General features: G+C 65.6%; 12 protein-coding genes. 8 read left to right on the forward strand and 4 right to left on the reverse strand.

Features of this window, described 5'->3' with window-relative positions; genetic code table 11:
- Window positions 1–499: 499 nt before the first annotated feature.
- The 8 genes from ACFDR9_RS02430 (at window position 500) to ACFDR9_RS02465 (ending at window position 7,048) form a co-directional block, all read left to right on the forward strand.
- Window positions 500–1,081, forward strand: a complete 582-nt coding sequence (locus ACFDR9_RS02430; protein ID WP_409029928.1) for a hypothetical protein — start codon at window positions 500–502, stop codon at window positions 1,079–1,081.
- 58 nt (window positions 1,082–1,139) lie between these two features.
- Window positions 1,140–1,649, forward strand: a complete 510-nt coding sequence (tssB, locus tag ACFDR9_RS02435; RefSeq protein WP_409029929.1) for a type VI secretion system contractile sheath small subunit — start codon at window positions 1,140–1,142, stop codon at window positions 1,647–1,649.
- Window position 1,650: 1 nt separating this feature from the next.
- Window positions 1,651–3,120 (forward strand): type VI secretion system contractile sheath large subunit, encoded by a 1,470-nt coding sequence (tssC, locus tag ACFDR9_RS02440; RefSeq protein ID WP_409029930.1) that lies wholly within the window; start codon window positions 1,651–1,653, stop codon window positions 3,118–3,120.
- A 28-nt stretch (window positions 3,121–3,148) separates the two neighbouring features.
- Entirely contained in the window at window positions 3,149–3,640 is a 492-nt protein-coding gene (locus ACFDR9_RS02445) for a type VI secretion system tube protein Hcp (RefSeq protein WP_017874676.1), read from the forward strand.
- Window positions 3,641–3,789: 149 nt separating this feature from the next.
- Window positions 3,790–4,557 (forward strand): substrate-binding periplasmic protein, encoded by a 768-nt coding sequence (locus ACFDR9_RS02450; protein WP_409029931.1) that lies wholly within the window; start codon window positions 3,790–3,792, stop codon window positions 4,555–4,557.
- Between the two features lie 84 nt (window positions 4,558–4,641).
- Window positions 4,642–5,154: a lipocalin family protein gene (locus tag ACFDR9_RS02455; RefSeq protein WP_017874678.1), complete on the forward strand. Its 513-nt coding sequence runs from the start codon at window positions 4,642–4,644 to the stop codon at window positions 5,152–5,154.
- A gap of 4 nt (window positions 5,155–5,158) precedes the next feature.
- Window positions 5,159–5,785 carry a tRNA-uridine aminocarboxypropyltransferase gene (locus ACFDR9_RS02460; protein ID WP_409029932.1) on the forward strand — a complete coding sequence of 209 codons (627 nt, stop codon included), beginning with the start codon at window positions 5,159–5,161 and terminating at the stop codon, window positions 5,783–5,785.
- A gap of 75 nt (window positions 5,786–5,860) precedes the next feature.
- The gene (locus ACFDR9_RS02465; protein ID WP_409029933.1) at window positions 5,861–7,048 is read left to right on the forward strand and encodes a PA0069 family radical SAM protein; all 1,188 of its coding nucleotides are present in this window, start codon (window positions 5,861–5,863) and stop codon (window positions 7,046–7,048) included.
- A 176-nt stretch (window positions 7,049–7,224) separates the two neighbouring features.
- Here ACFDR9_RS02465 and ACFDR9_RS02470 read toward each other — a convergent pair whose 3' ends face one another.
- From ACFDR9_RS02470 to ACFDR9_RS02485, 4 genes are all read right to left on the reverse strand, one after another.
- Window positions 7,225–7,839 (reverse strand): gamma-glutamylcyclotransferase, encoded by a 615-nt coding sequence (locus tag ACFDR9_RS02470; protein ID WP_409029934.1) that lies wholly within the window; start codon window positions 7,837–7,839, stop codon window positions 7,225–7,227.
- Between the two features lie 121 nt (window positions 7,840–7,960).
- Window positions 7,961–10,027 carry a TonB-dependent receptor gene (locus ACFDR9_RS02475; protein ID WP_409029935.1) on the reverse strand — a complete coding sequence of 689 codons (2,067 nt, stop codon included), beginning with the start codon at window positions 10,025–10,027 and terminating at the stop codon, window positions 7,961–7,963.
- A gap of 199 nt (window positions 10,028–10,226) precedes the next feature.
- Window positions 10,227–12,125 (reverse strand): IucA/IucC family protein, encoded by a 1,899-nt coding sequence (locus ACFDR9_RS02480; RefSeq protein WP_409029936.1) that lies wholly within the window; start codon window positions 12,123–12,125, stop codon window positions 10,227–10,229.
- Window positions 12,122–12,744 (reverse strand): MFS transporter (locus ACFDR9_RS02485; protein WP_409029937.1); only part of this gene is annotated, 623 nt, incomplete at its 5' end. The genes ACFDR9_RS02480 and ACFDR9_RS02485, both read right to left, overlap by 4 nt.

The following is a 12,744-nucleotide window of genomic DNA, read 5'->3' on the forward strand; positions in this document are numbered from 1 at the left end:
GTTTCACGCGGACGCGCCGCAGACCCGGCGCGTCATGAGCGCAACGCCGCCTTGTGCTGGTTGCCGCGCGGCGCGACACGCTGGCCCCAGCCGCGCTGGCGGCCTTGCCGGGGGCGCAGATAGTGGCCTCCGCCCCGCACTACCTTCGGTGGTACACCCATAGTTACTCCGTCAAAAACGTCATGCGCTTGTGGAAACGCTGCGCGGTGCTGTCATTTAAACGGAGTTGTCCACGGCGTTACTTGCGAATGCGCAAGTTTATTCTTGTCGATAGGAATCATTGCGAGGCTTGCGCGCACGCAGTCTGCGCTGCGTCAGCTTAACTGATGAAAACCGCTGAGTATTGGCGGAACTACTGCATTGCTGATTCACCGCAACGGGCCGCCTAACGCCACGGTTAAGATTGCTTTCAACATGCAAATGTTTCCACGAGGCAGTTTTACTGCGCCGCTGGATGCTTGGTTTTGATCTGCCTTTTCCACCACATGGGATATCCAATATGAAACTCCACACCCTGTTACCCGGCTTGGCCAGCATGCTGTTGCTGGCGGCCTGCGCCGCCACCGACGGCGCGCGCCCGGCGCCGGCGGCGACGCTTGAACACACGCTGGGCGAGGCCGACGCGGCCGCCAAATCGGGCCAGTACGACAAGGCGCAGGCGCTGCTGAAAGGTGCCGGCAACACCTTCCCGGCCGACAAGGGGCCGTGGTTGCAACTGGCCCAGATGAAGTTCGAACGTACCAACTACGGCGACGCGATCAGCAACGCCCTCGAGGCGCTGCAACGCGATCCGGAGGACAAGCTGGCCAACAGCATTGTCGCCGCCAGCGGGCTGCGCCTGTCGACCAAGGCGCTGACCGACCTGACCCGGCAGAACAACCTGAACGGCTCGCTGCGCTCCGAGGCGCAGGAGTTGTCCAAGCTGCTGCGCACCAGCCTGGGCGAGGACGTGCAGGCGCCGCAGCTGGGTAGCGGCACGGCGGGCCGGCGCCAGGCTGCGGTTAAGAGGGCGGGTGCCGCAGCGGCCAAGTCGTCGGCGCAGGGCAGCGGCGTTGACCCGTTCGGCGGCCTGGGCAAATAGCCCCGGCAAGCGCCCGGCTGGCGGTGGGCAAACTACATACGTTATGAATGGAGATGTCATGGCAAAAGGTGAAAGTGTGCAGAAGCGGCTGCAACAGGTGCGCCCGCCGCGGGTGCAGATGACGTACGACGTGGAGGTGGGCGACACCACCGAAAACAAGGAGCTGCCCTTCGTGGTCGGGGTGGTCGGCGACTTCGGCGGCAATCCCGCGCTGGAGAGGAAGCGCCTGCGGGAGCGCGGCTTCGTCGCCGTCGACCAAGACAATTTCGACGAGGTGTTGGCCGCGGTCGCGCCGGCGGCCGCCTTCCGGGTGGCGAATCTGCTCGGCGCCGGCGACGGCGGCGTCGAGGTCGACCTGCGCTTCCGGGCGATGGCCGATTTCCGCCCCGAGGCGGTGGTGCGCCAGGTCGCGCCGCTGCGCAAACTGCAAGAGGCGCGCACCAAGCTGGCCGACCTGCGCAACAAGCTGGCCGGCAACGACAAGCTCGAGGACCTGCTCGGCGAGGTCTTGGGCAACACCGCCAGCCTGGCCGCGCTACAGGCGAACTCAGCGAAACGGGAGGATTGATATGTCGGCCCAAGCGAACACGGCGGTGGCGGCGCCGGACTTGCTCGACCACGTCGTCGAGCAGAGCAAGGTGGCCAGGTCGGGCGTCGAGCACGCCCGCGCCAAGGACATCATTTCCGAACTGGTCAGCCAGGTCATGGACGGCACCGTGGTGGTGTCGGACAACTTGGCCGCGAGCATCGACGCCCGCATGGCCGAGCTGGACCGCCTGATCTCCAGCCAGCTCAGCGCCATCATGCACGCGCCCGAGTTCCAGACGCTGGAAAGCAGTTGGACCGGCCTGCATTACCTGGTGAAGAACACGCCGACCGGCCAGAACCTGAAGATCAAGATGCTCAACGCCACCAAGAAGGAGCTCGTCAAGGACTTCCAGAGCGCGCTGGAGTTCGACCAGTCGACCATGTTCAAGCAAGTCTACGAGGAGGAGTTCGGCACCTTCGGCGGCGCCCCGTTCGGCGCGCTGCTGGGCGACTTCGAGATCACCCGCCAGCCCGAAGACATGTATTTCATCGAGCAAATGTCGCACGTCGCGGCCGCCTCGCACGCGCCGTTCATTACGTCGGCGGCGCCGGAGTTGTTCGGCCTGGAGACGTATAGCGACCTGGGCAAGCCGCGCGACTTGGCGAAGGTGTTCGACACCGTCGAGTACGGCAAGTGGAAAGCCTTCCGCCAGTCCGAGGATTCACGCTATGTCGGCTTGACGCTGCCGCGCTTCCTCGGCCGCCTGCCGTTCAACCCGAAGGACGGCGCCACCACCGAGGGCTTCAACTTCGTCGAGGACGTCGACGGCAGCGACCACCACAAATACCTGTGGTGCAACGCCGCCTACGCCTTCGGCACCCGGCTGACGCGCGCCTTCGACGACTTCGGCTGGTGCGCGGCGATCCGCGGCGTCGAAGGCGGCGGCCTGGTCGACGACCTGCCAACCCACACCTTCAAGACCGACGAGGGCGAGGTGGCGCTGAAGTGTCCGACCGAGGTGGCCATCACCGACCGCCGCGAGAAGGAATTGAGCGACCTCGGCTTCATTTCGCTGGTGCACTGCAAAAACACCTCCTACGCGGCGTTTTTCGGCGCGCAGTCGGCCCAGAAGGCGAAGAAATACAGTTCCGAATCGGCCAACGCCAACGCCGTGCTGTCGTCGCAACTGCAATACATCTTCGCCGTCTCGCGCATCGCCCACTACATGAAGGCGATGATGCGCGACAAGATCGGCAGCTTCACCGCCGCCTCGAACGTCGAAGACTTCCTGAACCGCTGGCTGACGCAGTACGTGCTGCTCGACGACAACGCCAGCCAGCAGCAGAAGGCCCAGTTCCCGCTGCGCGAAGCCTCGGTGCAAGTGTCGGAAGTGCCGGGCCGCCCCGGCGTGTACCGCGCCGTGTCCTTCCTGCGCCCGCATTTCCAGCTCGACGAACTCTCCGTTTCCCTCCGTTTGGTCGCGGAGTTGCCGCAGTCGACCAAGACCTAACTTCTTTAACATCTACCGAGGAACTATTATGGCAATTGACGTCTACCTGCAAATCGATGGCATCAAAGGCGAATCCACCGACGCCACCCACAAAGACTGGATCGAGTGCCAGTCGGTGGCGTGGAAAGTGTCGCAGCCGAAGTCGGCCACCGCGTCGACCGGCGGCGGCCACACCGCCGAGCGTTGCGAACACAGCGACATTTCGTTCGACAAGCTATCCGACCTGGCTTCGCCCATGCTGCTACAGACCTGTTCGGCCGGCAAGACGATCCCGCGCGCGCGCTTCGAGTTCATGCGCGCCGACGGCCAGGGCGAGCGCATCAAATACTTTGAGATCGAGATCGAAAACGTGCTGATCGGCTCGATCAGTCCAAGCGTCAGCGAGGGCGACATCCTGTCCGAGAGCGTCGGCATCAAGTTTTCCATGGTGAAGTGGAAGTACACGCAGCAAAAAGTAACCGGCGGCGCCGGCGGCAACACCTCGGGCGGTTGGAACCTGGCCACCAACAGGGTCGCCTAAGCGAACGGACCGTCGTTGTCGCATGCCCCGTCGGCGCGCAGTCGTGCTACCCTAGGGCCATGAAGACTTGCTCATCGACAGCGATCGTCCGCTCCACGCCCGTTGTGGCGCGCCCTGCGCGCCGGCTTTGGCCGGCGCTGTGGCTGCTGTTGGGCGCGCTCGCGTGGCGCCCGGCGGCGGCCACGCCGGTCGGCCTGGCCATCTACGCCGACGACAACTATCCGCCTTACTCCTACGTTGAAAACGGCCAGCTGACCGGCGTCTACACGCTGATCGTGCAAAAGGCGCTGGCCCACCTGCCCGAGTACCAGGTGCAACTGGTGCCGGTGCCATGGAAGCGCGGCGTGCTGATGCTGGAAAAGGGCGAGGCCTTCGCGCTGTACCCGCCGTATTTCCGGCCCGAGGAACGGCGCAACGTGAAGTACTCGGAGCCTATATTGACCGAGCAACTAGCGGTGTTTTGCAACGCCGACGTGGTCGCCAAACGCAGCCTGAAAAACTGGCCGGCCGACTACTTCGGGCTGCGCATCGGCCTGAACGCCGGCTTCCTGATCGGCGGCAAGCCCTTCGACGACGCCGTCAAGGCCGGCCAGCTGCGCGTTGACGCCGCCCAGGGCAGCCGCGCCAACCTGCTCAAGCTGATGCTCGGGCGCACCGACTGCTATGTCAACGACCGCCTGTCGATCCAGTGGGAAGTCGAGCGCATCAAGAAGGCCGGCCTGATGACGCCGTCCTCGCTGGCTTTGAGCGAAACGGCCGAACTGAGCGCCGAGCAGGGTTATCTCGGCTATACCACACTCGAACCGGCACAATACCCGTACCGCGACGACTTCATCGCGAAATTCAACACGGTCATCCGCGAGATGAAACGCAACGGCGAGATCAAGGAGCTGGTCGCGCGCTTCCTGCTGAAATAAGGCGGCCGCGCAGCGGCGCCGCGCGCGCCTGCGCTACAATGCGCGTCGCCAGTTCCGGCCGTGACCGTTCGCAAGGGATGCACAATGAAGAAAATGCTGCCGCTTCTGGCGCTGCTGCTGACGGGTTGCGTCGGCCGGCCCGACAATATCTATCCGGTTGGCCAGTTCGACAGCGCCAGATACCTGGGTAAATGGTATGAAATCGCGCGCCTGGACCACTCGTTCGAACGCGGACTGAGCCAGGTCAGCGCCGAATACAGCCTGCGCGACGACGGCGGCTTGAAAGTCGTCAATCGCGGCTACAAGGGCGCCGATAAGCAATGGAAAGAGGCCGTCGGCAAAGCTTATTTCGTCGGCGCGCCGGACCAGGGCTACCTGAAGGTGTCGTTCTTCGGGCCGTTCTACGGTTCCTACATCGTTTTCGACCTCGACGAGAAAGACTACCGCTATTCGATGATCAGCGGGCCGGACAAATCCTACTTCTGGTTGCTCTCGCGCAGCCCGACCATGGACCCGGCCACCCAAGCCCGCTTGCTGGCCAAGGCCCAGGCGCTCGGTTTCGATACGAGCAAATTGATCCACGTCGCGCACAACTGACGCGATGAGCACCGACACCGGCACCGGCGCCAGGCGTCCCAGCTGCGCCGTCTGCCTGCGCCCGCAACAAACCTGCATCTGCCGGTGGATCGCCCCGGTGCCGCACGCGCTCGAGGTGCTGATCCTGCAACATCCGCTGGAAGTGGCGAACGCCAAGGGCAGCGCGCGCCTGCTGCATCTGAGCCTGCCGGGCAGCAAACTGATCGTCGGCGAAACCTTCGCGCCGGCCGCACTGGCGCCGCTGCTGGAGGGCAAACGCAGTGTGCTGCTGTATCCCGACACCGCCGGCGACCATTCGCTGGGGATCCCGGCGCCGCCGCCGTTCGACCCCGGCTGGGCGGACCAGGCGGCGTCGCTGTGCCTGGTGGTGCTCGACGGCACCTGGCGCAAAAGCCGCAAGATGCTCTACCTCAACCCTCTGCTGCAACAACTGCCGCGCCTGCCCCTGCGCGACACGCCGCCGTCGCACTACCTGATCCGCAAGGCGCACGCGCCGGACCAGCTGTCGACGTTGGAAGCGACCTGCTACGCCTTGATGCAACTGGAAGACGACCGGCGCCGTTTCCAGCCGCTGATCGACGCCTTCGACGGCTTTGTGGCCCAGCAATTGCGCTACGTCACGACAGCGTGAAGTGAACGCGAGGCTTGATATTGTGCCGTCACTGGCATAATATACTGTATAAATATACAGCATCAAGGGCGCGCAATGCCAGACCACAATGAACAGGAAGAAGGGCAGGTCATGCTGCCGCCGCAGCCGCTGAAAGCCAAAAAAGGGCGCGGCGCGGTGTCGAACCTGCAGGGACGCTACGAAGTGCACGGGCGCGAGGATTTCGACGACGGCTGGAGCGACGGCGACGAGGACGGCGGTGAGGACGCCGACGGCGCCGCGCCGGCGTGGAAAACCCACGTTACCGACGAGCAGGCCAGAACCATCCTCAGCCGCAACGCCTCGCCCGACATCCCGTTCAACGTCTCGCTCAACCCCTACCGGGGCTGCGAACACGGTTGCATCTATTGCTTCGCCCGCCCGACCCACAGCTACCTGGGCCTGTCGCCGGGACTCGACTTCGAAAGCAAAATCTTCGCCAAAGTAAACGCGCCCGAACTGCTGCGGCGCGAACTGGCCAAGGCGTCCTACGTGCCCGAACCGATTGCGCTGGGCGTCAACACCGACGCCTACCAGCCCTGCGAGCGCGAGCTTAAGCTGACCCGGCGCGTGCTGGAAGTGCTGCACGAATGCGAACACCCGGTGGCGCTGATCACCAAATCGGCGCTGATCGAGCGCGACATCGACCTGCTGGCGGCGATGGCGGCGAAGCGCCAGGCGGCGGTCGCCATCACCGTGACCACGCTCGACCCGGCCATCGCGCGCACGCTCGAGCCGCGCGCGGCGGCGCCGGCGCGGCGCCTGCGCACCATCCGCGCGCTGACCGAGGCCGGCATTCCGGTCGGCGTCAGTATCGCCCCGGTGATTCCCTTCGTCACCGAGCCGGAGATCGAACGCCTGCTCGAAGCGGTCTGCGAGGCCGGCGCGCTGCACGCCCACTACGTGGTGCTGCGCCTGCCGTGGGAAGTGAACCCCTTGTTCCAGCAGTGGCTACAGGCGCACTTTCCGGACCGGGCCCAGCGCGTGATGAACCGCGTGCGCGACATGCGCGGCGGCAAGGACTACGACAGCAGCTTCGCCAGCCGCATGCACGGCGAGGGCGTGTGGGCGGACCTGATCCGGCAGCGCTTCGAGAAGGCGGTCAAGCGGCTCGGCCTGAACAGCGCCAGGGGCAGCCGCTTCAAGCTGCTCGACGCCTCGCAATTCAAGCGCCCGCTGGCGGTGCCGCCGCTGGGCGCCAGGGCCAAGGGGAAGTCGGAAGGGCAGCTCGACCTGTTCGGCTAAACAACACCGTGCGCAACCGCCCCGGAGCGAACCTGCGGTTCAGCAATGGTATCGTTGCCGGATAAAACAGAAGGGTGGCTCCTGGCCGAAGGCGGCCAGTGAGCAGTATTGCGCGGGACTCCATGGCATATGGCAGTCACGTGCGGCGTTGACCGCGGCGGTGACGCGGTGTCGGCCTATACAGTCTTCATATCGCTGGCATCGGATGCGGCCAACTGCGCCAGATGTTCCTCGATGGCGAACACGTGCGGATCGTCCTTGCCCAGCTCGCGCAGCGCCATGGCCAGGTGGATCAGATACTCGCTGTTCGGGCCGCTCGGTCCGCTTGAGCGGGCAATGTGGTGGGCGATGTCGAGTTCGGAGGCGGCGCCGAGGAAAGCCTCGTTGTCATCGGTGGCGATGTAGACCAGGCCCTCGACTTGGCCGCCCTCCTCGAAGGCGATGGCGGTGGTCAGGCGCAAATAGCCGTTCTTTTCGCGGTAGTCGAGATGGACGAACACCTCCGGCGCGACCAGATAGGCCATGCCGTGGCACACGGCGCCGTCCGCCGGCACGATGGTGGCGACCCGGCCCGGCGCCGCCTCGGTGCCGCGGTGGTCGTGCGAGCCTTGCCAGAAGCGCCGCGTCCAGTTGGCGATGCTGGCGGGGCGCCGCTCGATGAAGGGGAAGTCGGCCTTGTAGATCAGCGAGCCGTAGCCGAACAGCCACACGCTGTGGTGGCCGTCGAACTGGTCCATCAGTTTGTTGGCGGCGATGGTGTTGGCGCCGACGCGGGTTTTGTTGCTGCTCATGGTGTGCGCATGGTTTAACTGCCCCGCTACAGTAGCGGTGGGGCAATTATATAGTGCGACTGGGGAATCGGCGCCGCTTGGACGCCGCGGGCCAGGCCCGCGGCATGCGCTGGCGCAATGCTTAGAAGCGGCTGGTCAAGGTCAGGTTGACGCTGCGCGGCGCGCCCGGTTGGATCTGCACGTTGTTGTTCGCCGATTCGTAGTAGCGGGTGTTGCCGATGTTGCTCACCTTGAGCTTCAGGTCGTAGCTTTTCTGGTGGTAGTTGAACGCGGCGTCAAGCCGCGCGTGGCCCGGCAGGCGCACGGCGTTGTCGGTCAGCGCATATTGGTCGCCGCTGGCGAGCACGCCGACGCCGACGCTGTACACGTCCGTCAGCGCCTGGTCGAGCCAGACGCTGGCGCGGTTGCGCGGCGTCATTTCGGCGCGGTTGCCGCTTTTCACGTCGTGCGAAGCGACGATGCGCGCGTCGTTGTAGGTGTACGAGGCATTCACGCGGCCGCCTTGCCACAGCGTGCCCTGCAATTCCACTTCCACGCCCTGGTTGCGCTGCTTGCCCACCTGCAGCCGGCGCAGGCCGGCGGGATCGCTCGGGTCCAACGTCAACTGGTTGCGCTGTTCGATGCGGAACAGCGCGACGGTGGTGAACAGGCGCTTGCCCATCCAGTCGCGCTTGTAGCCGATTTCCTGCAGGTCGGTTTGCAGGGGTTTCACCTGCGCCAGCGGCGTATTGCCCGAGTATAAAAGATCGCCGCCGCCCGGTTGGAAGGAGCGGCTCAGGTTGACATACCAGGACTGGTTTTCCTGCGGCTGATACACCAGGCCGAGGCGCGGCGACGACACCTTGTCGTCGCGTTCGGCCACCGCGTTGTTCTTCAGGCGGTTAGTTTGTTCTTGCTGGAAGCGGTCGAAACGCACGCCGAGCAGGGCCTTCCACTGCGCGCCGAGGTTGATCTGGTCTTGCAGGTACAACGCTTGCGTCTTGGCGACAAACAGGTTGTTGAACGCCACCGGCAGGCTCTTGAAGTCCGGCGCCGCCAGCAGTTGTTGCGGCGCGTACTGGTTGACCGGGTAGCCGATGCCGGTCTGGCCGGTGAAGACGTCGCGCTCTTGCTTTGCCAGTTCGAGTCCGGCCAGTATCGTGTGGTTCTGCAGCGCGATGGTCAGCTCGGTCTGGTTGATCAGATTGCGCTGTTCCTGCGGGAAGTAGGTGACCTGGCGCGACACGGTGCCGTTGGCGTTGACGCGGCGGTTGCGGGTGTTGACGCCTTCGAGGTCGGCGTGGCTGTACTGCAAGGTGTTGCTCAGCTTGATCGTATCGTTGACGCGGTGCTCCAGCGCGGCCTTGACCATTTCGGTATCGGTTTTGGTGTAGTCGAATTTTTCGCCGTAGAAAGTGTTCGGCGCCACGTTCAGCGGGCGCCCGTTGAGCGAGGGCACGCCGCGGTCCGGCGTGCGGTCTTCGCGCTGCACCTCCGCCTGCAGCAACAGGTTGCTGCCCGAGCCGAGCTTGAAGGCGAGCGACGGCGCGATCAGCTTGCGCTCGTGGCGCACCACGTCGCGGTAACTGTCGCCGGCGTCGTAGACGCCGATCAGGCGCGCGTTGACGCCGTCGGCGAGGGCGCCGCCGACGTCGACGCTGACGCGGCGTTCGCGCTCCGAACCCAGCGTCGCGCTCACTTCGCTGTCCTGCCTGGCTTGCGGCTTCTTGCTGACGCGGTTGACCAGGCCGCCGGCCGAGCCGCGCCCGTACAGGGCCGCCGCCGCGCCCTTGATCACTTCGATCTGCTCGGTCGTGGCCAGGTCGCGCGTAGACAGGTTGTCGTCGCGCACGCCGTCCAGGCTGGCGTCGCGCAGCGAGTAGAAACCACGGATGTAGAATTCGTCGCGCCGGCCTTCGCCTTGCCCGGCCACCACGCTACTGACATATTCAAGCGCGTCCTTGCTGCTCAGGGCGCCGCGCCGGCGCAGCGCGTCCTGGGTGACGACGCTGACCGACTGCGGCGTTTCCAGCAGGCTGGTGTTGGTCTTGGTCGCGCCTTTGACCAGCGCGTCGCCGCCCTCGGCCTGCGCCTTGACCTCGACTTGCGGCATGGTCTGCGGCGCTTCGGCGTGGGCCGCGGCGGTGAAAAAGAACAGCGCGGAAATCAGCGCTGGCATGGTTTTGAGCTGGAGGCAATGATTCGTCATGGATGGCTTGAAAAGGCTGAGTTTTTGAAGTGGCGATGTGAAATAAAGCGGAGGCTGGCAAAGCCACCTCCGTCGGGTTTTTATTGCTGGAAAATGGTAATTGGCCGATGCCGAGTATAACCGCGGCGCCGGTGAATATCAATGATAATGATAATGATTCGCAATAATTGTTTCGCCGTGACACATGGCGCCGCTGTTGTCAGTTCGCCGCGGCCGGTGCGCCGTTGACCACGCCAAGCGGATGGTACAGCGGCAGATAACTGGCTTGGCGATCGGCCTGGCGCAGGAAGCGCGTCAGCAGATTGCCTTTGGCCGGCAGCGGCTCGCCCGCCAACAAACCCTGGATGCGGCGGTTGGCCTCGGGACTTGGAAATTGCAACAGGTAGTTTTGCAAGGTGTGGCGCAGCACTCCCCACAGTTCCAGATACAGCGCGTGGTTGCCGTTGGAAATGGTGGCGACGACCTCGCACAGGTTGTTGACGAACAGGCAGTAGCCGATCCGCGTCCAGGCCCGCTCGTCGCTGCAGCACAGCTGCTCCAGCGTGGCGGGATCGAGGCCCAAGGCGCGCGCAAGCGCGTGCGCCTTGGGCGCCAGCCGGGTCAGTTCCAGGTCGCGCAGCACGATATGGCTGGGCGCGCCGTCGGGGTCCAGTCCGACCACGGTGTTTTGCATGTGCGGCTCGAAAGCGACGCCTTTTTCAAACAGCAGGTACAGGATCGGATAGACGGCCGCGTCGGCATAGCGGGCGAACCACAGGCGGGCGGCGCGCTCCAGCGGGTGGCCGTGGTGCAGCGCGAAACGCTCGATCAGGGCGAACACCTGCTGCCGGCCGTGTTCGCCGTTGCCAAACAGCGCCGCGCACATGACGGGGTTGACGCCGTCGCGTATCAGCTTGCCCAGGCCTTCGCGCACCACCAGCCCGAAACCGTTTTCCAGCTCCCTGTGCCGTTCGCCGTGGCCGCCCGGAATGGCCACGGTCAGGAAGGCGCGCTCCTCGAGTACGTGGAAGCGCGGGAAATGGCCCTGCATCTCGGCCTTCATGGCGCGGTACAGGCGGGTGCCGGTCAGGGCGCTCTCGAGCTCGTGGCGCGCATTGGTGCGCACGCAATTGGTGATGCGCATGCTCAGCGACAGTTTCAGGAAACAGTCGGCGCTTTCGGCCAGCAGCGTGCGGATCGACGCGGTCGGATGGAAGGGCAGGCCGTGGGCGCCGAGGTCGCGCACCAGCCCGTCGCGCATGGCGGCGGCGATGGTGTCCTGCCGCGCCAGCCAATCGGCCTGCCAGGGGTGCAGCGGCACGATCACGCAGCCGGCGTCGGCGTGTAGGCCGTGCGCGCTCAACTGGTCCAGCAGTTCGCTCGCCGGCACCTGGTCCAGGCTGTCGCTGACGATCCACTCGCGCGGAACCTGGAAGTGGCGCAGCGTCAGGCGCGCCTGGTGCTCGGGCGAGTAATGGCGTTGTTCGTCGGGCGACCAGTCGGAGCGGCTTTTCGGCGCCGGGTGGAAGGGGTGGCCGGTCAGTAGGCTTTGTTCGCTGTCGATGTAGGCTTGCAGCGGCGAGACCGGCGCGCCGGGCCGGCGCGGCGCCGGCAGGCGGGCCAGCAAGTCGCGCATAGTGGCGATGCTGTCGCCGATCTGCTGCAGCAGTTCGGCGTTGAAGTCGGTGTTGGCGCGCGCCGACAAGTCTTCGATGATCAGGCGCGCCAGCGCTTCCCAGCCCGCCGCGCGCCATGCCCCCTGGCCGCGCTGGACGAACACCTCGGTGGTGTAGTCGAAGTTGCCGGTGGCCGAGACGTGCAGCACGCCGACGCGCAGGCGGCTGTCGACGCGCGGCAGGGCGATGTCGAGCACCTGGCCCTGGTAGTCGGCCGGCGTCGGCAGGCGCTCGGCCGCGTGGGCGGCCGGCAGCACCGCCAGCGTGTGTTCTTGCATCGCCACCTCGCGGGCGTAGCAATTGACGAGCAGCCGGCAATGCTGTTCCTCGGCGAACTGGGGCGACCGGTAGCCGCGCTGGCGCCGCTGGCCGGCCGGTGTCATGGCGCCCGAGGCGGCGCGTTCGATATGTTGCCGATGCGTCGGCGAGAGCGGAGAATTCATCTCATTTTCCAATTCATAAATATAAATAGCATTCCCAGCAGTGCGCAGCCCAGCCACATCGGCGCGGCGTAGCCGAGCGGCGCCACCAGCACGCTGGCCAGCAGGCCGGCGGCGACGGCGCCCCATTTGTTGGCGCCCTCGAGCTTGCCGAAATGGCTGCCCGCCTGCGTGGCGACGGTGGTGGCGGCGGCCAGGGTATTGATGGACAGGTAGGCGCCGGTCATGCCGACGCCCATCAGCAGGCGGCCGCCGACCAGCCAGGCCAGATCGTCGGCGACGAGCTGCAGCAGCAGCCCGGCGCAGGTCAGCGCGGCGTAGCGCGCCAGGCTGGCGCGGGCGTTGCCAAAGCCCAGCGTGCGGCCGATCGGCCAGGCCAGCAGCAGGAACAGCGCGTGCGGCAAACCGAACAACAGTCCCGCCGTGGCCGCGCCGACGCCGAGCCGTTCGCCCAGGTCGATGACGAAATACGGGTAGGACAGCACGGTGCCGACCGTAAACATGGCTTGCAACTGATACAGGGTGGCGGGGGCGACGCCGCAGTCGGCGCCGCAACAGGCTTCCAGCGCCCCCTCCCGCCTGCTCCGTCCACCCCCCCCCCCCCCCACTGCGGCCCCATGCA

The organism is Janthinobacterium sp. CG_23.3 (genome assembly GCF_046115965.1).
GTDB lineage: Bacteria > Pseudomonadota > Gammaproteobacteria > Burkholderiales > Burkholderiaceae_D > Janthinobacterium.

Coding starts and splice junctions, on each gene's coding strand:
- ACFDR9_RS02430 (WP_409029928.1), top strand. CDS start 500: ATGAAACTCCACACCCTGTTACCCGGCTTGGCCAGCATGCTGTTGCTG.
- tssB (WP_409029929.1), top strand. CDS start 1,140: ATGGCAAAAGGTGAAAGTGTGCAGAAGCGGCTGCAACAGGTGCGCCCG.
- tssC (WP_409029930.1), top strand. CDS start 1,651: ATGTCGGCCCAAGCGAACACGGCGGTGGCGGCGCCGGACTTGCTCGAC.
- ACFDR9_RS02445 (WP_017874676.1), top strand. CDS start 3,149: ATGGCAATTGACGTCTACCTGCAAATCGATGGCATCAAAGGCGAATCC.
- ACFDR9_RS02455 (WP_017874678.1), top strand. CDS start 4,642: ATGAAGAAAATGCTGCCGCTTCTGGCGCTGCTGCTGACGGGTTGCGTC.
- ACFDR9_RS02460 (WP_409029932.1), top strand. CDS start 5,159: ATGAGCACCGACACCGGCACCGGCGCCAGGCGTCCCAGCTGCGCCGTC.
- ACFDR9_RS02465 (WP_409029933.1), top strand. CDS start 5,861: ATGCCAGACCACAATGAACAGGAAGAAGGGCAGGTCATGCTGCCGCCG.
- ACFDR9_RS02470 (WP_409029934.1), bottom strand. CDS start 7,839: ATGAGCAGCAACAAAACCCGCGTCGGCGCCAACACCATCGCCGCCAAC.
- ACFDR9_RS02475 (WP_409029935.1), bottom strand. CDS start 10,027: ATGACGAATCATTGCCTCCAGCTCAAAACCATGCCAGCGCTGATTTCC.
- ACFDR9_RS02480 (WP_409029936.1), bottom strand. CDS start 12,125: ATGAATTCTCCGCTCTCGCCGACGCATCGGCAACATATCGAACGCGCC.